Origin of the sequence: Allosalinactinospora lopnorensis (assembly GCF_000981225.1) — a bacterium.
GTDB lineage: Bacteria > Actinomycetota > Actinomycetes > Streptosporangiales > Streptosporangiaceae > Allosalinactinospora > Allosalinactinospora lopnorensis.
In genome coordinates, this window is record NZ_LAJC01000039.1 from 1 (window position 1) to 20,772 (window position 20,772).

Annotated in this window: 15 protein-coding genes and 3 pseudogenes; 6 read left to right on the forward strand and 12 right to left on the reverse strand. The window is 70.4% G+C overall.

The window, feature by feature from the left end; genetic code table 11:
* The first annotated feature begins 570 nt into the window (after window positions 1-570).
* Complete coding sequence (locus VS93_RS15135) at window positions 571-1,794, forward strand: styrene monooxygenase/indole monooxygenase family protein (protein WP_046470578.1); 1,224 nt, start codon at window positions 571-573, stop codon at window positions 1,792-1,794.
* Window positions 1,795-1,899: 105 nt separating this feature from the next.
* On the opposite strand, the gene VS93_RS15140 is transcribed toward VS93_RS15135, so the two are convergent.
* The 5 genes from VS93_RS15140 to VS93_RS15160 form a co-directional block, all read right to left on the reverse strand.
* A complete protein-coding gene (locus VS93_RS15140; protein ID WP_046470579.1) occupies window positions 1,900-2,946 on the reverse strand; it encodes a LacI family DNA-binding transcriptional regulator in 1,047 nt (348 codons plus the stop codon).
* A gap of 97 nt (window positions 2,947-3,043) precedes the next feature.
* Window positions 3,044-4,495 carry a GH1 family beta-glucosidase gene (locus VS93_RS15145; protein ID WP_046470602.1) on the reverse strand — a complete coding sequence of 484 codons (1,452 nt, stop codon included), beginning with the start codon at window positions 4,493-4,495 and terminating at the stop codon, window positions 3,044-3,046.
* Window positions 4,496-4,530: 35 nt separating this feature from the next.
* A complete protein-coding gene (locus tag VS93_RS15150; protein WP_236700563.1) occupies window positions 4,531-5,448 on the reverse strand; it encodes a carbohydrate ABC transporter permease in 918 nt (305 codons plus the stop codon).
* A gap of 21 nt (window positions 5,449-5,469) precedes the next feature.
* Window positions 5,470-6,459, reverse strand: a complete 990-nt coding sequence (locus VS93_RS15155; RefSeq protein WP_082126909.1) for a carbohydrate ABC transporter permease — start codon at window positions 6,457-6,459, stop codon at window positions 5,470-5,472.
* 300 nt (window positions 6,460-6,759) lie between these two features.
* Window positions 6,760-7,662 (reverse strand): ABC transporter substrate-binding protein, encoded by a 903-nt coding sequence (locus VS93_RS15160; RefSeq protein ID WP_236700564.1) that lies wholly within the window; start codon window positions 7,660-7,662, stop codon window positions 6,760-6,762.
* 772 nt (window positions 7,663-8,434) lie between these two features.
* Between VS93_RS15160 and VS93_RS15165 the strand changes: the two are divergent.
* Window positions 8,435-10,701 (forward strand): annotated as a pseudogene (locus VS93_RS15165) (glycosyl hydrolase).
* Window positions 10,702-11,007: 306 nt separating this feature from the next.
* Here the strand turns inward: VS93_RS15165 and VS93_RS15170 are convergent.
* The 4 genes from VS93_RS15170 to VS93_RS15185 all read right to left on the reverse strand — a co-directional run bounded on the left by VS93_RS15170 (window position 11,008) and on the right by VS93_RS15185 (window position 14,880).
* Complete coding sequence (locus VS93_RS15170) at window positions 11,008-11,547, reverse strand: hypothetical protein (RefSeq protein ID WP_046470580.1); 540 nt, start codon at window positions 11,545-11,547, stop codon at window positions 11,008-11,010.
* A 393-nt stretch (window positions 11,548-11,940) separates the two neighbouring features.
* Window positions 11,941-12,999: a CbbX protein gene (gene cbbX, locus VS93_RS15175; RefSeq protein WP_046470581.1), complete on the reverse strand. Its 1,059-nt coding sequence runs from the start codon at window positions 12,997-12,999 to the stop codon at window positions 11,941-11,943.
* Window positions 12,996-13,430 carry a ribulose bisphosphate carboxylase small subunit gene (locus tag VS93_RS15180; protein WP_046470582.1) on the reverse strand — a complete coding sequence of 145 codons (435 nt, stop codon included), beginning with the start codon at window positions 13,428-13,430 and terminating at the stop codon, window positions 12,996-12,998. The genes cbbX and VS93_RS15180 overlap by 4 nt, the downstream gene beginning before the upstream one ends.
* A 13-nt stretch (window positions 13,431-13,443) precedes the next feature.
* Complete coding sequence (locus VS93_RS15185) at window positions 13,444-14,880, reverse strand: form I ribulose bisphosphate carboxylase large subunit (protein WP_046470583.1); 1,437 nt, start codon at window positions 14,878-14,880, stop codon at window positions 13,444-13,446.
* A gap of 118 nt (window positions 14,881-14,998) precedes the next feature.
* On the opposite strand from VS93_RS15185, the gene VS93_RS15190 reads away from it, so the two are divergent.
* Window positions 14,999-15,919, forward strand: coding sequence for a LysR family transcriptional regulator (locus VS93_RS15190; RefSeq protein WP_046470584.1), 921 nt, complete (start codon window positions 14,999-15,001; stop codon window positions 15,917-15,919).
* A gap of 7 nt (window positions 15,920-15,926) precedes the next feature.
* Here the strand turns inward: VS93_RS15190 and VS93_RS15195 are convergent, their stop codons facing one another.
* The 3 genes and pseudogenes from VS93_RS15195 to VS93_RS15200 all read right to left on the reverse strand — a co-directional run bounded on the left by VS93_RS15195 (window position 15,927) and on the right by VS93_RS15200 (window position 17,819).
* Complete coding sequence (locus tag VS93_RS15195) at window positions 15,927-17,141, reverse strand: GAF domain-containing sensor histidine kinase (RefSeq protein ID WP_046470585.1); 1,215 nt, start codon at window positions 17,139-17,141, stop codon at window positions 15,927-15,929.
* Window positions 17,142-17,220: 79 nt separating this feature from the next.
* A pseudogene (locus VS93_RS31755) lies at window positions 17,221-17,331 on the reverse strand (response regulator transcription factor); the annotation flags it as partial.
* Window positions 17,322-17,819, reverse strand: coding sequence for a response regulator (locus VS93_RS15200; protein WP_236700565.1), 498 nt, complete (start codon window positions 17,817-17,819; stop codon window positions 17,322-17,324). The pseudogene VS93_RS31755 and the gene VS93_RS15200, both read right to left, overlap by 10 nt.
* 185 nt (window positions 17,820-18,004) lie before the next feature.
* Between VS93_RS15200 and rpe the strand changes: the two genes are divergently transcribed.
* The 3 genes and pseudogenes from rpe (at window position 18,005) to VS93_RS33020 (ending at window position 20,771) form a co-directional block, all read left to right on the forward strand.
* Window positions 18,005-18,697: a ribulose-phosphate 3-epimerase gene (rpe, locus tag VS93_RS15205; RefSeq protein WP_046470586.1), complete on the forward strand. Its 693-nt coding sequence runs from the start codon at window positions 18,005-18,007 to the stop codon at window positions 18,695-18,697.
* Between the two features lie 116 nt (window positions 18,698-18,813).
* Window positions 18,814-20,280: pseudogene (locus VS93_RS15210) on the forward strand (transketolase family protein); the annotation flags it as partial.
* Between the two features lie 113 nt (window positions 20,281-20,393).
* A complete protein-coding gene (locus tag VS93_RS33020; protein WP_394298824.1) occupies window positions 20,394-20,771 on the forward strand; it encodes a transketolase-like TK C-terminal-containing protein in 378 nt (125 codons plus the stop codon).
* Window position 20,772: the final 1 nt, after the last annotated feature.

Consider the following 20,772-nt stretch of genomic DNA (forward strand, 5'->3'; position numbering starts at 1 on the left):
ACCACCCGCACAGACGCGGCGCCCCTCCCGCCTCGTCGGCGGAAACAGCGGTGCGAGGAACAGGGCCGCGGTTCGCGGAGAAGGTCGCCGGAGGACAGGCGCGCCTCCTCCGGCCTTCGTTTCCACCGGCGCCACAGGCACAGCCGTACGTCAGGCCCCTCCCCGCCGCCGGAATCACCCCGCTCGCCGCAACGGGGACACCCGAACCGGTGAGTACGGGACGGGAGGCCGGAAGGAGCACACGGCTGTGCGCACTGTCATGGCGCTAACAGCGGATCCGCTCGATCGGGCCACGTGCGCGAACTCCCTCGCGAGCTGCGGCCGCCAACAGAGAATCGCAGCTCAGAATGGTTTGACGCGGCCCCATGACGGTGTGCGGCCGACCCGCGGAATTGGCGGTACGACCACCGGGAACGAGAAGGGGAAACCAACAGAACCCGAAATCGATAACGGAAAGTAATCAATGCACGTATAGGCCTGATTGTAGTTTGACAAATCGGACAGTACGCCACAACCATAACTCCCTGCGCTTTCACATTCGTGTGCGATATGCCATAGCGGAGGGGACCAATGCGGAGAGTGCTGATCGTTGGGGGTGGGCAGTCGGGCCTGCAGCTCGCACTGTCACTGCTGGCACACGATTACGACGTGACGGTCATGACCGTGCACGACCCGGATGAGCTGCACATGGGGCGGGCGGTCTCCGTACAGATCCTCTACGACGAGCCGCGCCGGGCCGAGCGTGAGTACGACCTCGGTTTCTGGGACGACGCGGCCCAGCCGATCACCGACTTCCGGATATCCGCCAGCGGGGAGATGCCCCCCTTCGATTGGACCGGCCGACTCGCGGCCCCCGCGCAATCGATCGACGAGCGGGTCAAGATGTCGACATGGCTCGACCTCTTCGAGCATCGGGGCGGCAAGGTGATCATTCACGGGGCCACGGTCTCCGACCTCGACCATCTCGCCGAGATGTTCGACCTGACGATCATCGCCGCCGGGCACAGCGGGCTCGCCGAGATGTTCTCCGTCGACAGCGCGCGTCCCCTGGCCCGGATGCCACCGGTCGCGACCGCGATCGCCTACGTCGAGGAGATCGACGGCAATCCCGACCGGGACGGGATCGGCGTCGACCTCGTGCCCGGCCTGGGCCACATGATCTCCTGGCCGACCTACTCGGTGAACGGCCGGTGCCGCCTGGTCTTCCTCACGGGCCCCGCCGACGGCGCTCTCGCCGACTGGCCGAAGCGGATCACGCCGCAGGGGCATCTCGATCGGATGCTCGACCTGATGCGGGAGTTCCTACCGCACCGGTACGAGGTCTACGCCGGGGCCGAACTCGCCGACGACCAGGCCGTGGCCCTGGATCAGGCGAATCCCCTGGTGCGCCACCCGGCCGCGCGGACGCCGAGCGGCCGGCTCGTGATGGGGATGGGCGACACCGTGGTGGTGACCTCTCCCGCTCTCCAGCAGGACGCCAACAACGCCAGCAAGGCCGCCGAGATCTACCTGCGCTCCATCCTCGAACAGGAGGACGCGCCCTTCGACGAGGAGTTCATGTCCCGGACCTTCGCGCGCTACATGGAGTATGCGGGGCACTTCACCGGGGAGATCGCGGCGCGGCTGCACTACACCCCGCCCTACGTGATCGACATGTGCGTGGCCGCCAACCGCGACCAGGAGCTCGCCGACCGCTTCGTCAACGGCTTCAACGACCCGCCCGGCCTCGCCTCGTGGTTCGTCGACGAGGAGACGACCCGCGCGATAATCACGAAGGGGGAGGGAACGCGGTGACGCCCGCCCTGGTGTTCCCGCGGCTCCTTGAGCACCGCGGGAACACCAGGGCCGCCGCGGCGGAGACCAGCCGCCTCCCAGGGCCGTGTCGGCGCCGCACCGGGGTCACGTGGTGTCCCGCACGACCAGGTGGGTATCGAGGATCACCGTGGCCGCCCCCGGGTCGGCGACCGCGGAGTGGTCACCGGGAGTCCACGAGATCCGGTCGGCGAGCAGCCGCGCCATCTCCTGGCCCATCCGCTCGGCGGGCTGGTGCACCGTGGTGAGCGGCGGATCCGCGTGCAGCGCGATGGATATGTCGTCGTAGCCGACCACGGCCACGTCCTCCGGAACGGCGCGGCCGGCCTCGCGCAGGACGCGCAGCGCCGCCATCGCCATCAGATCCGAGGCGATGAAGACCCCGTCCAGTTCGGGAGCCGTGCGCAGCAGCTCCCGCATGGCCTGCGCGCCGCCCTCGTAGCTGAAGTCCCCGGTCGCGATCCGCTCCGGGACCGGCTGCCGGCCGGCATCGCGCAGGGCCTTCTCGTAGCCGCGCAGCCGCTCCACGCCGGCCACCATGTCCTGCGGCCCGGTGATCGTCGCGACGGCACGCCGGCCACCGGCCAGCAGGTGTCGCGTGGCCATGTACCCGCCGCCGATGTTGTCGATGTCGACGTAGCTGAGGTGCTCCCGCTCCCGGCCCAGCGGGCGGCCGCCGTGCACGCAGGGGACCCCGGACTCGGCCAGCCGCGCCGGCAGCGGATCGTCCCGGTGCTCGGAGACGAGCAGTACCCCGTCCACGTGATCCCTGGTCAGGTACTGGCTCGCCCGCTCGTGCTCCGCACCTGAGGCGACCATGGTCAGCAGCAGTTGGAGGCCGCGCTCGTTCAGCACCCCGCTGACGCCCTTGACGACCTGCGCGAAGAACGGCTCGGCGAAGACCCGCTCGTGCGGCTCGGAGGCCACCAGCGCCACTGTGTCAGTGCGCCGGGTGACCAGGGTGCGCGCGGCGTGGTTGGGCACGTAGCCCAGTTCCGCCACCGCCTGCAGCACGGCCTTCCTGGTCAGCTCGCTGACGCGTGCGGAGCCGTTGATGACGCGGGACACCGTGCCGCGTCCGACGCCCGCCCGCTCGGCGACCATCTCCAGCGTCGGCCGTTGTCGGCCGCTCATCTCGCCCCCAGTCCTCGCCTGGCACGCCGGTGGCCCCGGGACGCGCCCTTCTCCATCTTCGCGCACGCCAGGCGGGTTCTGTTCGCCCTCTCCCACGTCAGGCGGACCCGTCGAGCGGGGGCACGGCACCGGTCGAGGCCAGCCGGCCGTACCACCGGCCGCTGTCCTTGACGATCCGGCGCTGCGTGTCGTAGTCGACGTAGATGATCCCGAACCGTTCGCGGTAGCCGTAGGCCCACTCGAAATTGTCCAGCAGGGACCACACGAAATACCCCTTGACGGGCGCCCCGGCCGCCAGGGCGGCGTGGGCGGCGCGCACGTGCTGGTCGAGGTAGGAGACCCGCCGGGGGTCGTGGACGGCGCCGTCGTCGCCGATCTCGTCCCGGTAGGACGCGCCGTTCTCGGTCACGTACAGCGGCGTTCCCGGGTAATCCACCGCCAGCCGGACGAGCAGCTCGGTCAGGCCGCTGGCGTCCACCTCCCAGTCCTGGTCGGTCCGCGGCGCCGCTCCGCTCAGGAGACCGACGTTCTCGCAGCCCACCAGGGGGGAGGGGTCGGCGCCGTCCGGCTCCAGCAGTTCGCGGTCGACCGCTCCGGCGGCCCCCGTCACGCTCGCCGGGCTGTAGTAGTTGACCCCGAGGAAGTCCAGTGGCGCCGCGATAGCCGGCAGGTCCCCGTCCCGCACGAAGGCGAAGTCCGAGACGCCGGCGAGGTCCGCCTGGACGTCGTCGGGGTAGCGGCCGTGGTACAGCGGATCGAGGAAGATCCGGTTGCGCACACCGTCGACCCGGCGTGCCGCGTCCAGGTCGGCCACGGAGCCGCTGTGCGGCCGGATCGGCTGGGGGTTGAGCGCGATCCCCACAGCGGGCGCACCCGGTACTCCGGGGTCCCGGATCGCCGCGGCCGCCAGCCCGTGAGCGAGCAGCAGGTGGTGCACGGCCGCGAGGGCGGAAGCCGGCTCGCGGCGCCCCGGAGCGTGTTCTCCGGAGGCGTAGCCGAGGAAGGCGATCACCCACGGCTCGTTCACGGTGCACCAGGTACCCACCCGGTCTCCCAGGCGCCCGTAGACGGTCTCGGCGTAGTCGGCGAACCTCAGGGCGGTGTCTCGGGCCGGCCAGCCCCCCGCGTCCTCAAGCGGCTGCGGCAGGTCCCAGTGGTACAGCGTCGGCCACGGCTCGATCCCTCCCGCGAGCAGCTCGTCGACGAGCCGGTCGTAGAAGTCGAGGCCCGCGGGGTTCCCCGGGCCGGTTCCGTCCGGCTGGATGCGGGGCCAGGCGAGGGAGAACCGGTAGTTGCCGATCCCCAGGGACTTCAGCAGCGCCACGTCCTCGGTGTAGCGCCGGTAGTGGTCCGATGCCGGCTCCCCGGTGCCGCCGCCGATGACGTGCCCGGGCGTCGCCGAGAACGTGTCCCAGATGCTCACGCCCCGCCCGTCGGCCCGGGTGGCGCCCTCGATCTGGAACGCGGCGGTGGCGGCGCCCCAGGCGAAGTCCGCGGGAAAGCGCGTCTCGAAGGAGGCCTCGGGTTGCGGGAGGGGCGGCGCGGCCACGGCCGAGGAGCGGGAGGAGAGAGAGTAGTGGGAAGTCACCCTTTGATCGCACCTTCCATGATGCCGCCGATGAGCTGGCGGCCGAACAGGACGAAAACCAGTAGCAGGGGCAGGGTCGCGAAGGTCGCGCCGGTGAACATCAGCGCGAAGTCGGTCGTGTAGCCGCGGTTGAGCTGGTTGATCGATACCTGCACCGTGGGGTTGTCGGGGCCGAGCACCGCGATCGGCCAGATGAACTCGTTCCAGTTCTGCATGAAGGTCAGCAGGCCGAGCACGACCATGGCCGGACGCAGCGCGGGCAGCACCACGCTCCAGAACGTCCGGATCGTCGAGCAGCCGTCGAGCCTGGCCGACTCCAGCAGCTCGGTGGGCACGCCCTGCAGGGCGTACTGCCGCATCATGAACACGCCGAACCCGGTGCACATGAACGGGAGGATGACCGCCTTGAGATCACCGCGCCAGTCGAAGGCGTCCATCATGATCAGCATCGGGACGACGGCCATCTGGACCGGCACCATCATCGTGAGGATCACGCCGAGGGTGATCGCGTTGCGGCCGGTGAAGCGCAGCTTGGCCAGGGCGAAGCCCGCGAGGGAGCAGAAGAGCACCACCGACACCGCGGTGACCGAGGCCACGATGGCGGAGTTCATCAGTCCCAGCGCGAAGTTGGCCTGCTCGTTCTCCAAGGTCCGCGCGACGTTCTCGGCGAACTCGCCGCCGGGGGCGATCGCGGGGGGCCGCTGGGCGATCGCCGCGTTGCCGCGTGTGGCGACCACGAACATCCAGTACAGCGGGAAAATGAAAAGGAGGACCGCGAAGGTCAGCGCTATGTAGGTGAGTGGTCCGGCTTCGCGCACCGGAGAGACCCCCCAGGTGCGGCGCCGCTGGAGCGGCCGGATCGGCGTACCGCCGCGAGGTGCGGACCGCTGGGGTGCGTCCGTGGAGGTAGGCATGGTCGTCATCTCCGGCATCACTTAGTCCGCACTGCGGATGCGACTGATGAACAGCACGTTGATCAGCGCTAACAGCACGATCAACAGGAAGATCACCCAGGCGATCGCGGCGCCGTAGCCGAAGTTCTGGTAATCCATGGCCTCCTGGAACATCAGCATCGCCACGGTCTGGAACTGGCCCTGGGTGCCGCCCTCGTACCCTCGGCCGAAGATCACCGGCTCGGTGAACAACTGCATCTGGCCGATCGTGGCGATGATGACGGTGAACATGATGGTGGGCCGCACCATCGGGATGGTGATCTGCCAGAACTGGCGCATCCGCGACGCGCCGTCGAGGGCCGCGGCCTCGAACAGGTCCCGCGGGATCGCCTGCATGGCGGCGAGGTAGATCAACGTGTTGAACCCGGTCCAGCGCCAGTCGATCATCGCGGCGATCGCGACCCAGGAGGCGAAGCGCTCGTTGGGCCAGTCGACGGTCCCGAGGCCGAGGAAGTCCAGCGTGTAGTTGATCAGCCCGAAGTCCCGGCCGAAGAGCTGCCCGAAGATGACCGCCATCGCCGCGATCGAGGTGACGTAGGGGATGATCACCCCGACCCGGAAGAATCCGCGCCACCGGATCCGCCGGTTGAGGGTGTCGGCCAGCAACAGCGCGATCACCAGTTGCGGGACGACCGCGATGACGAAGATGCCCAGGGTGTTGACCAGGGCCCGCCAGAACTTGGCGTCGCCGGCCAGGAACGTGTAGTTATCCAGTCCGATGAACCCCTGGTTGCCCGCGAGCAGCCCCCAGTCGTGCAGCGATATCCAGAAGGTGAACAGCACGGGGAACAGGCCGAAGACACCGAACAGCACGAAGTAGGGGGCCACGAACAGGTAGGGGGACAACCGGATGTCCAGCCGGGAACGCAGCGCCTGCCGGCGTTCCCGCCGCCGTTGGCTCTCCCTCGGGGCGTCCGGCGGCGCGGGCGGCCCGACGTCCGCGGAGGCCTCGTCGTGGTTGAGGACTCTCATCGTTTCCCGGGGCGGAGGCCTCCGGCGTGAGCCGTGGGGGGCAAGCCCCTCCCTCCTTTCTGCTCTGCGGCACGGTTGCCGTGCCCGGCGGCGGGGCCGGTCCGGCGGAAAGCGGCGCCGGCCCCCATGCGCGAGGCCGGTCGGGACCCGTGCGGTGGGGCCGCAGGCGGCTCCCCCGCCGGACCGGCACGGCCTCGGCGCGGCCGTCTCGTTCGTGGGGGTGGCGGCCCGGCCCCTGGGGAAGGCGGGGCGGTTCGGCCCCGCCGCGAAGGGGGCGCGGGAGCCGGGCCGCCGGAGCGGCTACCCGGCGATCCGTTCGGCTTCCGCCACGGCCTGGTCCCAGGCCTCGCCCCGGGTGGCCTGCCCCTGCTCCCAGGACAGCAGCGCCTCGGTGTTGGTCCTCTGCTGCACCGGGAAGTGGTTGAGGCCGAAGAAGACCGGCTCCAGTTCCAGTGCGCCTTCGGCGTAGATCTCCCCGACCGGCGCGTCGCGGAAGTAGCCGTTGGTGTGCCCCCGCACCTCATCGCTCTGCAGCACCTCAGGGGAGGACGGCAGGTTGTTCCGCAGTTCCCAGGCACCCAGCTGCCCTTCGGGCCCGGTCAGGAAGCGGGCCAGTTCCGCGGCTTCCTCGGGGTGGTCGGTCTGGGCGGGCACGGCCAGCCAGGACCCGCCCCAGTTGCCGCCGCCGCCGGGAACCTCGGCCACATCCCACAGGCCCTCGCTGTCCTCGCCGGCGTTCTCCTCGATCTGCCCGAGCATCCAGGAGGGGCAGGGCATCGTCGCGAAGGTGCCGGCCTGGATCGCGGCGGTCCAGTCGTCGGACCACATCTCCAGCTGCGCGGTGAGGTCCTTCTCGATCATCTGTCCGGCGATGTCCCAGGCATAGTCGACGGACTCGCTCTCCTCGATGATCAGCTCGCCGTCCTCGTCGAAGAACATCACATCGCCGGACTGCCGCATGATCGCGTTGCTGAACTCCGTGGTTGTGTCCACGAAGGCGGCGTCGACATCGGATTCGGCGAACTCCTCGCCGACCTCGACGAAGTCCTCCCATGTCTCCCAGAGCTCCGAGACCTCCTCCCGGTCGCTGGGCAGACCCGCCTCCTCGTAGTAGTCGGCGCGGTAGCAGATCGCCATTCCGCCGATGTCGGTGCCAAGGCCCAGCAACTGCCTTCCGGGGTGTGCCCCAGCTCCCACTTCCACGGCAGGAAGTCGCCCTCCATCTCACCGGCCTCGTAGTCGTACAGGTCGTGGAAGGCGTCCGCCGACTGCATGACGTCGAGGACGATGCCCTCCTCGATCGCCACCACGTCACCGAGGCCGCTGCCCGCGGCGATGTTCTGGGTGAGCTGCTCGTTCCAGTCCTCGAGCTCGCCGTAGACCCGCTCCTCGACGGCGATGCCGGTCTCCTGCTCGAACTCCTCGATGAGCTCCTCGTAGCCGAAGGTGCCGAACGTCTCGATCACCAGCTCGACGTCGCCATCGGCGGCGTCCCCACCACCGCTGCACGCGGCCGTCGCCAGCAACACTCCACTCATCACGACCGCGGCGGCCGCTCGTCCACCGCGCGCACATCTGGTCATAGTGCGGCCCCTTACCCAGGCGAAACCCATGATCGCATCCCAGCCTCTTAGTGTGGGAGCGCTCCCACAAGAGGACTCCCTCGGAGGGGAGCGCGTCAATCCCCGCGCAATGCGGTGAAACGGAATCGTTACCCGGCCCGCACCCGAAGCGGATGCGCGGCCGCGACTCCGAAGGCATGGAAAGGCGGCCACCGACGAGCCGCCCGCGGAAACAGGGGGAGCGGTGCGCGACCGGTCGCATGAGACCAACAAAAAGGAAATATTGTTTTCAGTTTGAAATTCTCCGACGAGACCCGGTTCTCACGGCAACCCCTTGCGTGTTACACACCACTGTGGGAGCGCTCCCAAACGAAAGGACCAACCGCCCGCACCATGAGAGGAAGTCCGCGAAGATGCCCACCGAACAACGCCGCCGATGGCGGCGTATCCCCATCACGGCCACGCTCCTCAGCGCCGTGCTCATAACCCCCCATGCCGCTCCGGCATGGGCCGACGAAGTCGAGACCGGGGCGGGCAGCTACACCACCACCCTCCCCTCGGGTGAGTCCGGCCCCGGCGACATGGACGGCGCGCCCGTCGAGCCCACGGTCACCGAGGACCTCGACCAGCCGCCGACCACCAACGACTGGTGGTCGTCGCTGATCTTCCCCCGCTACTCGGACAACCCGTACGGCGAGAACCTGTTCGCCCATCCCCTCTCGTTCCACCCCTCCGAGGACGGCTTGGAGATCGGCTACTCCAGCGAGCCCGAGATCGTGGCCGACGGCCTGAAGTACGAATTCGGCCACAGCCCCGACCTCACCCTCGGCGTCCAGGGCCTCCAGTCACCCGACACCCGCGTCGCCGACTACAGCGACTGGACCGTCACCCCCCAGTGGTCCGACGGGCAGCGGACCCTGCGCGCCACGATCGGGCAGGGCCTCCCCTTCGCCTACGCCGACCTCGACGGCGGGGCGGCCGAGGTCACCTTCGCCGCGGAGCCCGATATCTGGCACGACGAGGCTCCGTCGTCGGTGCCACCGTCAACGGCAACCACTACGCCCTGTTCGCCCCGTCCGCGACCGCCTGGACGGAGTCCGGAACCGTGCTGCGCACCGAGGACGAGTCCCCGGGCTATGTCTCGGTGGCGCTGCTGACGAGCCCGGACGACCTGGCGACCTTCGAGCCCTACGCCTACTCGTTCGTGACCGACACCACCGTGTCCTACGACTACGACGAGGCGGCCGCGACGCTGAGCACCGACTACAACGTCGCCACCGAGGCGCGCGAGGGCCCGGAGACCGGGAGCCTGCTCGCGCTCTACCCCCACCAGTGGAAGGAGAGCGGCACGGAGCTCACCGACCTGAGCTACGCCTCCCCGCGCGGGGAGATGCGTGTCGTGGAGGGGGACGGCTTCACCACCGAGCTCACCACCCACGGCCTGCTGCCGAGCATGCCCACCGTTGACGAGGCCGACCACGACCGGCTGCGCCGACTGATCGACGAGGAGCTGAACGCCGACGATCCCTGGAAGGGGGCCACCGACACCTACTGGACCGGCAAGGCGCTGGGGCGGCTCGCGCAACTGGTTCCGATCGCCGAGTCCATCGACTACACCGAGGGGCGCGACGCGCTCCTGGACCTGCTCCGGGAGAGGCTGGAGGACTGGCTGACCGCCGACTCGAACGGTGACGGCCGGTTCTACTACGACGAGACGTGGCACACCATGATCGGCTACCCCTCCAGCTTCGGAGCGGACGAGCAGATCAACGACCACGACTTCCACTACGGGTACTACATCCAGGCCGCAGCCACTGTCGCCCGCTACGACCGTGACTGGGCCGCCGACGACGCTTGGGGCGGGATGATCAAGCTGCTCATCCGGGACGCCAACAGCCCCGACCGCGACGACGAGATGTTCCCCTTCCTCAGGTCCTTCTCCCCCTACGCGGGCCACGGCTGGGCCTCCGGCCACGCCGGCTTCGGTTCGGGGAACAACCAGGAGTCCTCCTCCGAGGGCATGCACTTCGCGGCGGCCACCGCCCTCTTCGGCGCGTCCACCGGAGACGAGGAGCTGCGGGACCTGGGGGTGTACATGCACACCACGCAGGCCTCGGCGATGAGCCGCTACTGGCAGAACGCCGACGGCGACGTCTTCCCCGAGGAGTTCGACCCCGATATCGCCGCGATGATCTGGGGCGACGGCGGCGACTACCGGATCTGGTGGGACGGTGCCGACGAGGAGCATTACGGCATCAACTACCTGCCGATCACCGCGGCCTCCCTCTACCTCGGCCACGATCCCGAGCACGCGGGGGCGATGTACGACTCCCTGACGGATCGGATCGGCGGGGAACCCGAGACGTGGCGCGACATCCACTGGGCGCATCGCGCGCTGTCGGACGCCCAAGGCGCGCTGGCCGCGTTCGAGGAGCAGTGGCAGAGCTACGAGCCCGAAGACGGGTCGTCGAAGGCGCACACCTACCAGTGGCTCACCACGCTCGCCGGAATGGGCCACGTGGACACCTCCGTCACCGCTGATACCGCCCACTACGCGGTGTTCGAGGAGGGCGGCACACGTAGCCACGTGGCGTTCAACCCCGAAACGTCACCGATCGACGTCGCCTTCTCCGACGGCACCACCCTGACCGTGGAGCCGGGAGAAGTGGCCACCGGCTGACCCGCACACCCGCGCCGGGGTGGGTGCGAAGAGGCCTCTCCGTACCCACCCCGGCCCCGATTCCGCCGGGGACCGCCGGGTTTTCGGGCAGCACGCGTCCCCGCGACCGCCCCCGAAGTCGGACCTTCCCGCCGCCGTCCGCACCCGCGGTGTGCTCCACGGCGGCGGGAACGGCCTCACGGTCGGCCGCCCGTGCCTGCGGGGCACATCCCCCGCGACCCCCCGTATGAGAGGACCGCGGAGCCCTGATCCGGGTTGTGCGCCGCTATACGGCCCCCGGTACCGCCTGCGTCCTACCGGCGGCGTTCAGGGGTAGAGCAGATCGACCTGGCGATGACGCGGCACATGCCCGCTCGACGCGGTGCACGGGGAGCGCGCCGGCGCGGCGCGCTCCAACCGGGAGTAGGCGTCCTCCAACCGGGAGTAGGCGTCCTCCATCCGGGAGTACGCGTCCAGCGTGTCCGTGACGTAGAGCTGGTCGCCCGGTGTCCACTGCCCGCGCGCCCCGGGCGACCATCCCGATGCGGCGTCGGCAGGAAGCTCCTCCGCCGCGAACGGCGACGGTTCGACATCCGCGGTCGACCAGGAGGCGTATCCGTTCGGCTCGGTGGTCTCCGGAGTGTTGAGTCGGGCGGCTCTGATGACCTCGGCGGCCTGGTACATACCTCGGGCCAGGGCGTGCCCATCGTCATCCACAGGCGCGTTGGTGGGGTGGCGGCGGGCCGCTTCCTCGTAGATGGCCTCCTCAATGGTTTTGAGGACGAGATCGAAATCGGGATAGGGACCGAGAATATCTCGAAGCTGGGTCCTTAACTTGTTGTTGTTGAGGTCGGCGTCGTACCTCATTGGCTCCTCCTGTACAGGGGACGCGGCCCCGGCGGAATGGGGCAGGCGCCAACGGCCTCGGACTCGGCGAAAAGTCTTCGGCCGTATCGCTCAGGACACGCGCGGGGAGCCGGTCGGGTTCGCTCGGCTATTCGCCGCTGGAGCGCCCGGCACGGCGGGACAGTACGTGGCCTGCGCAAAGTCCCGCCAAGTATGCCGGATTCCCGGACGGCGCACTGGAGCGGGATCCGGCCCCTTGCTCCAGGACCGCCGCCCGGGACCGCGGGCGGCGGTCAGCACTCCGCGACCATGGTGGCCCGCCTGCGGGGAGGAGCGAGAAGAACCGCGGTGAGCCCGGTGCGGGCGCGGGCGGGTACCGGGCTCAAAGACGGCGGCGCGGAGGTGCCGCGCTGTTCAGCCTTCCAGGCTGCGGCCCGCGTATGCCGCCGCGCCCTGCTCTCCCCCATCGTCGAAGACCCGGCTCGCCCGGAAGTCCGCGGGCTCCAGCCGCGTCAGCTCCTCCAGGCCGCACTGCTGGTCCTCCCCGGTGATCAGTCGCTGAGCGTGCCGCAGCCGCGCCCGTTCCAGCGCGTTGCGGACGCTGCGCGCGTTGGCGAACCGCGGCCGCCGCATGCGCCGCCGCAGGTATTCGGCGAGCGTGTCCTCCGCCTGCGGCGACAGCCGGTACTGCTCACGCTCCACCATCAGCCGCGCGATCGCCAGCAGCTCGTCCAGCGTGTAGTCCGGGAAGTCGATGTGGTGGGCGATGCGCGAGCTCATCCCCGGGTTCGAGGCGAAGAACGCCTCCATCCGGTCGTGGTAGCCGGCCAGGATCACCACGACGTCTTCGCGCTGGTTCTCCATGAGCTGCAGCAGGATCTCGATGGCCTCCTGTCCGTAGTCGCGCTCGTTCTCCGCCCGGTAGAGGTAGTACGCCTCGTCGATGAAGAGCACCCCGCCCATGGCGCGCTTGAGCACCTCCTTCGTCTTCGGCGCAGTGTGCCCCACGTACTGCCCGACAAGGTCGTCGCGGGTGACGGCGACGAGGTGCCCCTTCCTCAGGTATCCCAGCCTGTGCAGCAGGTTGGCCATCTGCAGGGCTACGGTGGTCTTGCCCGTGCCCGGGCTGCCGGTGAACGACATGTGCAGACTCGGCCGGGACGCCGTCAGGCCGAAACGCGCTCGCGCCCGGTCGACCAGCAGCAGCGCGGCGATCTCGGCGATCCGCCGTTTGACCGGAACGAGGCCGATCACCTCCCTGTCGAGCGCCTCCAGCACCTCGTCGACCCCGGAGTTGGAGCGGGCGGCGGCGAGGTCGATGACGGTGTCGGGCGGCAGCGGCGCCGCCTCCGCGCCCTCCTGCGCCTCGGCGGCGTCCGCGTCCGAGGCGGCGCGGGACGGCGCGCCGGGGCGCGCCATCCCGAAGGAGGGGCGGGACGCCGCCCCGTTCCCGTTACCGGTGGTCTCCGTCATGACGCGGGATCCTGTCCGTACCGGTCACCGCGCGGCCGGTCCAGCGCGTAGGGGTGCACCGCGAACCGGATGCGCCGGTCGGACCCTTCCGTCCGGTCGAGGCGGTATCCGGGCTCGACGGCGGGCCGCTGCACGATGAACGACAACGCGGTGGTCTGGCGACCGTAGCCGGCGTCGTAGGCGTTGACCCGGACGTAGTGCTCCGGGTACGCGCGGCGGCACTCGTTGACCTCGTAGAGCACCGCGTCGGGGGCGGGGAGGTCGAACATCGGCAGCCCCCACATCTGCCAGTAGTCGTTGCGCGGGTGCGGGTCGTCGGTGAACTCGACGGAAACGGCCCAACCGTGGCCGAGGGCGTACTCCACCTGGCGGGAGATCTCCTCGTCGGTGAGGTCGGGCAGATACGAGAACGTTCCCTGGGTGATGCGCACACTGCCCTCCGGGTCAGTTCGTGGTCGGGGTCGCGACGACATCGGGGGTGTCGGTGGACTCGTAGGTGAACGTGATGTCCCCCCAGGTCCCCAACGCCATGTCGAGCTCGTTGCTGTGCCTGGCCGCCGAGCGCAGGATGTCCCTGCCCTCGGCGAGGAAGTCCCGACCCTCATTGCGGGCCTTGATCATCGCCTCCAGCGCGACGCGGTTCGCGGCCGCGCCGGCCGCGATCCCCATCGGGTGGCCGATCGTGCCCCCGCCGAACTGCAGGACGACGTCCTCGCCCAGGTAGTGCAGCAGTTCGTGCATCTGCCCGGCGTGGATCCCGCCGGACGCCACCGGCATCACACCCGGCATGGAGGCCCAGTCCTGCTCGAAGTACAGCCCGCGCACCGGGTCGGCGGGTACCCGGCCGAGCCGCAGCACGTCGTAGAAGCCCCGCACCGAGTTGGGATCGCCCTCCAGCTTTCCCACCACGGTCCCGGCGTGGATGTGGTCGACGCCGGCCAGCCGCATCCACTTGGCGATGACGCGGAAGCTCACCCCGTGCGCCTTCTGCCGCGTATAGGTCGAGTGCCCCGCGCGGTGCAGGTGCAGCAGCATGCCGTTGCGGCGGCTCCACTTCGCCATCGACTGGATGGCGGTGTAGCCGACGGTGAGGTCGATCATCACGATCACACTGCCGAGTTCGCGCGCGAACTCGGCACGCTCGTACATCTCCTCCATCGTGGCGGCGGTGACGTTCAGGTAGTGCCCCTTGATCTCCCCGGTCTCCGCCTGTGCCAGGTTGACCGCCTCCATGCAGTAGAGGAACCGGTCGCGCCAGCGCATGAACGGCTGGGAGTTGATGTTCTCGTCGTCCTTAGTGAAGTCCAGCCCGCCGCGCAGCGCCTCGTAGACCACACGGCCGTAGTTCCGCGCGGAGAGCCCCAGCTTGGGCTTCACGGTCGCGCCGAGCAGCGGGCGCCCGTACTTGTTCAGGTACTCGCGCTCCATGACGATGCCGTGCGCCGGCCCCTGGAACGTCTTGACGTAGTGCGACGGGATGCGCATGTCCTCCAGCCGCAGCGCGCGCAGCGCCTTGAACCCGAAGACGTTGCCGATGATGGAGGAGGTCAGGTTCGCGATCGACCCCTCCTCGAACAGGTCGAGGCTATAGGCGATGTAGACGATGTACTGGCCCTCCTGGCCGGGAACCGCCTCGACCCTGTAGCACTTGGCCTGGTACTGCTCGTAGCTCGTGAGGCGGTCGGTCCAGACCACGGTCCAGGTGGCCGTCGACGACTCGCCCGCGACCGCCGCTCCGGCCTCCTCAGGCGGAACGCCCGGTTGCGGAGTGACACGGAACGCGGCCAGCACATCGCTGTCCTTCGGCTCGTAGTCCGGTTGCCAATAGCCCATTTCTGCGTAGGGGATCACTCCGGCGCCCCAGCGCCCGGAATCCGACATGTGTCCTTCTTCCATGGCCGTCTGCGTATCGACAGGGCCATCCTCGCCACCCGACACTTATAACGTCCATGAGATATTTACCGCCTATGCTTAAGTAAATATTTAAGAGAGGTGGCCAGTGGCCAACGCCAAACTCCGCGCCTTCGTCGCCCTCGCCGACACGGGGTCGGTCCGCGCCGCCGCCGACCGCCTGGTCGTCTCCGAACCCGCGGTGTCGGCGGCCATCGCGGCGCTCACACGCGAAGTGGGGGTTCCGCTCACGGCGCGCGTAGGCCGGGGGATCCGCCTGACACCATCGGGCGAGGTCTACGCCGGCTATGCCAGGCGGGTTCTCGGACTGCTCGACCAAGGGGCCGCCGCCGCGCGGGGCGAGCTCGCTCCGGACCAGGGAGAGATCCGGCTCGCCGCGGTAACGACGGCCGCCGACCATGTCCTGCCGGCCTGGCTCGCCGGCTTCCGCCGCCGCTACCCGCAGGTCGGGCTGCACCTGGAGGTCGCCAACAAGGACCGGGTGTGGGCGCTGCTCGAGGCGCACGAGGTGCACCTCGCCATCGCCGGGCGGCCCCCGACGGCCGGCGATGCGGCCGTGCGCGCCGTGCGCTCCAACACCCTGGTCATCGTGGCGAGCGCGGAGGTGGCGCGCGGTTTCACTCCGGCCACCGCTACCTGGCTGCTCCGCGAGCCCGGTTCGGGAGCCCGCTCGACCTGCGAGTCGCTGCTCACCGGTCTCGAGATCGACCCGCCCCGCCTCACGCTGGGATCCAACGGCGCCGTGGTGGCCGGAGCCGTCGCCGGACTCGGGGTGTCACTGGTGTCGCACGACGCGGTGGCCGACGAGCTCGCCGCGGACCGGCTGGTAACGGTCGAGATGCCGGGTGTGCCCCTGAGCCGGCCCTGGCACGCGGTGTCCCACCGCCAGAGCACCGCCACGACGCTGCTCGCCGTCGACGACCTGGTCCGGCACGGCGGGGGATGGCGCTTCGCCGGCGCGGACACCGCCGCACCGCGGCACTGGACGGCCGGCGAGGCGGGGACGTAAGGCCAGGTCAGCCGCCTTCGCCCTGGCCGGTGGTACCGGGCTCCTCCCCGTCCTGCAGTGGCAGGGTGACCCGCACCATGGTCCCCCGCCCCTGGGCGGAGACCGTCTCGCACTCGGCGCCGATGAGCCTGGCCCGTTCCGCCATACCGGTCAGCCCGTAGCGCTCGGGCGACGGGGGTACGCCGGCGCGGTCGAAGCCGCACCCGTCGTCCACGACGAGCATGACCACCTCGTCCGGACGGTGGCGCAGCTCGATGCGCAGGTGTTCGGCCTCGGCGTGCTTGGTGGCGTTCTGCACCGCCTCCTGTGCGATGCGGAACAGCATCGTCTGCACGTGGTCGGGCAGCCGGAACCGGTCGGCCTCCACGGTGACCCGAGTGAACGGGGCGGTGCGCGCCAGGCTCTCCAGACCGTCGGCCAGCCCGAGATCGTCGAGTACCGGGGGGCGCAGCCCGGTGATCGCGGCCCGGGTCTCCACAAGGGCCAGATCCGCCAGCTCCCGGGCGACCCGCAACTGCTCGGCGGCGAATCCGGGGGCGTTGTCCAGCGCGTCCGCGGCGGCGGCGAGACGGAAGGAGAGGCTGACCAGACGTTGCGAGACGCCGTCGTGGATCTCGGCGGCGAGCCAGCGCCGCTCGGCCTCCTGGGCCGCCACCGCCTGCTCGCTCAGTGCCTCGCGCGTCCTGCGGCGGTCCGCTCGCTGCCGGCGCAGCCGGGCCTGCTGCAGTGCCACGGCGGCCAGGTCGCCCAGCGAGGCGAGCAGTTCCGTCTCCGCCACCCGAAACCCGCCCGGACGGCGCCATCCCGCCACCAGAACCCCGACCGCACCGCGGGAACGCACCCGCATGGGAAGCGCGACAAGGTTCGCCAGGCCCGCCGCGCGAAGCGGCTCGTCCCGCCCGCGCGGATCAGCGGTGAGATCGGGCACCGCGAGGGGGCGCCCGTGGCTCGCGGCCCATCCGCTCACCCCCTGCCCCAGTGGCACCTCGGCGGTGCCGACCAGCTCCGACGCCGGGCCGGTGGCACCGAGCAGGCACAGCGAGCGCCGCCTGTCGAGGACAAGGACCGCGCACGCGTCCGCCGGCACGACGTCGTTGGCGATCCGGGACAGCCCCCCGGCCAGTGCCTCTGCCTCGCACTCGCTGGAGAAGAGCTCGGTCAGCCGGAGCAGGACCTCGATCTCGCGGTCGCGGTCGGGCAGCCCCAGTCCGTGCGCCGTCACCGGAAGATCCCTTCGCGGAGGCGACCGCGACGGCCGCCGCGCGGTCGCCCACCTCCAGCTTGCGGTAGAGGGTCCGCAGATGGCTCTTGACCGTCTCCTCCCCCACTACGAGACGCTGGGCGATGGCCCGGTTGGACAGACCCGAGACGAGCAGCGCCAGGACCTCGCTCTCACGCTGCGTCAACCCCATGCGCGAGCCCGGCCAGAACTCGCCGCTGTGCAGATGGGCGGCGGAGGCGGCCGCGCGCCCGGCCAGTGTCGGGTCGATGACGGTCTCACCCGAGGCGACCTGCTCCAGATGGCGGACCAGTTCCTCGCCTCCCACCCGCTTGAGCAGGTACCCGACGCGCCCGCGCGCAGCGCCTGGAACAGGTACTGCTCGTCGTCGTACACACTGAGGAAGACGACCCGCCGGGCGGGCTGCCGATCCAGGAGGCGGCGGCACAGGTCGAGTCCGCTCGCGCCGCGCAGCCGTACGTCGCACAGCACGACATCGGGATTGAGCGTGGTGACCATGTGCTCCGCCTCCCGCACCTCGGGCGTGTGCCCGACGATGCGGACCCGGCTGTCGTACCGGGACAGCATCGCCTTGAGGCCGTGGAGCACCATCTCGTGGTCATCGATGAGGACCAGTCGCAGGGGACGACGTTCCATGCACAGAGCGTAATCTGCACGCATGATCACGCATTGCCCGGGGGCGGGGTAGGGGCCCGCCCCGCTCCCCCCTGAGTTCCCCCGGATGGGGGATCCTTCGGAGGGCCCCGCGTTTCTACCGTCCGGTAACACACTGCCGACCGCTGGCCACTGTCGCCCACGGCAGCACCGCGCGTTCAGTTCGCATCCACCCGACGATAGGAGCCCCGGTGACACCACCCGCATCGAGACCGCTCATCGTCCCCTCGGTACTGCCCGCCGACTTCGCCAACCTCGGCGAGGCCTGCCGGCAACTGGAAAAGGCCGGTGCCGACCGGATCCAGTGGGACATCATGGACGGCCGCTTCGTTCCCAACCTGACCTTCGGGCCGGACACCGTGGCGTCCTGCCGTCCCCTCGTCGAGCTGCCGTTCGAGGCGCACCTCATGGTCGACGACCCCGACCGCCTGCTGCCCCGCTGGGTGGACGCGGGCTGCGCGACGATCATCGTGCACGCCGAGGCGGCCACGCACCTGCACCGCACGCTCCAGACGGTCCGCGGTCTCGGTGTGCGGGCCGGAGTGGCGATCAATCCCGCCACCCCGTTGTCTCTGGTCGAACACGTCATCGACCTCGTCGACCTGCTGCTCATCATGACGGTGAACCCGGGCTTCGGCGGCCAGGCCTACCTCGCCTCCCAGGAACGCAAGATCGCGGCGGCCCGGGGCCTGCTCGACGCCGCCGCACCGGAGCGGAACATCGAGCTTGAGGTCGACGGCGGTATCACGACCGAGACCATCGACGGCGCCGCCCAAGCCGGCGCGCGCACCTTCTGCGCGGGCAGCGCACTGTTCCGCGCTCCCCGTGGTCTGGAGTCCGCAGTCGCCGAACTGCGGCGACGCGCTGAGGAGGCCATCCGATGAGCACGTTCTCCCCCTCCCCCGCGACCCGCACCACGGCGGCTCCCGGCGATCTCGCCCCCGCGCCGCGCGACCTCGACGGCCGCGCGATCGCGACGCTGCGGATGCTCGCCGTGGACATGGTCGAGAGCGCCCGCAGCGGCCACCCCGGGCTTCCCCTCGGTGCGGCCCCGGCCGCCTGGATTCTGTGGTCCCGTTTCCTGCGCCACGACCCCGTATCGCCGGACTGGCCCGACCGCGACCGCTTCGTCCTGTCGGCCGGGCACGGCTCGGCGCTCCTCTACGCGCTCCTGCACCTGTGCGGCTACCACGTGCCGCTGGAGGAGCTGCGCCAGTTCCGCCAGTGGGGCTCGCGGACCCCGGGGCACCCCGAGCACGGGCACACCCCCGGCGTTGAGATGACCACAGGCCCCCTGGGGCAGGGCCTGGGGCACGCGGTGGGGATGGCCCTCGCCGAGCGGATGCTGGCTGCGCGGCTGAACACGCCCGGGCACACGGTCCTCGACCACCGCACGTGGGTCCTCGCGAGCGACGGCGACCTCATGGAGGGCGTGAGCCACGAGGCCGGATCGCTCGCCGGACACCTCGGCCTGGGCAAACTCACCGTGATCTTCGACGACAACAACATGACGATCGACGGCCCGGCAGCGCAGAGCTGCAGCGACGACGTACTCACCCGCTTCGCGTCGTACGGCTGGCACACGATCGAGGTCGGCGACGGCAACGATCTCAGGGCGCTCACGGAGGCCTACCGCGAGGCGTCCGCCGAAGGGGACCGTCCGAGTCTCATCGCGGTGCGGACCACGCTCGGCTACGGCTCACCTACCCTGGCGGGCACGAACACCGTCCATGGGGCGCCCTTGGGCGCCGATGAGGTGGCCGCGCTGCGGGAGCGCTTCGGCTGGCCGGACCGGCCGTTCGTGACCCCGCCCGAGGTAGCCGGGTACTGCGGGCATATCACCGAGCGGGGGCGAGCGGCGCACGGCAAGTGGCAGGCCGTGCGCGAGGAGTGGGCCGCCCTGCACCCCGAGCTGGCCGCCGAATGGGAGCGCGCGCTCGCCCGACGGCTTCCCGCCGGGACCGCCGCGCGGCTGCCGGAATTCCCGCACGGTGCGAGCACGGCCACCCGTACGGCCTCCGGGCAGACCCTCGCCGCCGTCGGTCCGGTCCTGCCCGAACTCGTGGGCGGCTCGGCGGACCTCGCGGGATCCACGAAGACCACCATCCCGGGCACGCGGCCCGTGGCCCGGCACGACTTCGGCGGGCGCACCCTGAACTTCGGGATCCGCGAACACGGCATGGCCGCGGTGCTCGGCGGCATGGCGCTGCACGGGGGACTCCGGCCCTACGGCAGCACGTTCCTGGTGTTCTCGGACTACCTGCGGCCGTCCCTGCGGTTGGCGGCGCTGATGCGGCTGCCCGTCGTCTACGTCTTCACCCACGACTCGATCGCCGTCGGCGAGGACGGGCCGACCCACCAGCCCATCGAGCACATCGAGTCCCTGCGGCTCATTCCCGGGCTGACGGTGCTCCGGCCCGCCGACGCCAACGAGACCGCCGCCTGCTGGCGCATGGCCCTGGAGAACACCGGCGGCCCCACGGCGCTGATCCTCACCCGCCAGGACGTGCCGGTCCTGCCGAACGCGCCTACCGGGCGCTGGTCGCGAACGGCGCCTGGACGGTGCGGGACTGCGAGGGGGTGCCGGACGTCGCTCTCGCCGCTTCGGGATCCGAGGTCGCCGTGGCACTGGCCGCCGCGGAGCTGCTCGCCGAAGACGGTCTTGCGGCCCGCGTGGTGTCGGTGCCCTGGCGGGAGCGGTTCCGGGACCGGCTCGACGCGGGGTGCGCCCCCGTCCCGGCCGACTGCCCGGCGGTGTGGATCGAGGCCGGATCCACCACCGGGTGGCACGCGCTCGCCCGGCCCGGGGACCGCGTGGTCGGACTGGACGACTTCGGCGCGAGCGCGCCCGGGCCGGTCCTGATGCGAGAACTCGGCCTGACACCGGAGGCGGTCGCCACCGCCGCCTCGGCCGCGGCCGGCAGTCCGCGGCGGACGTCGACCAAGGAAAGGGGCTGAC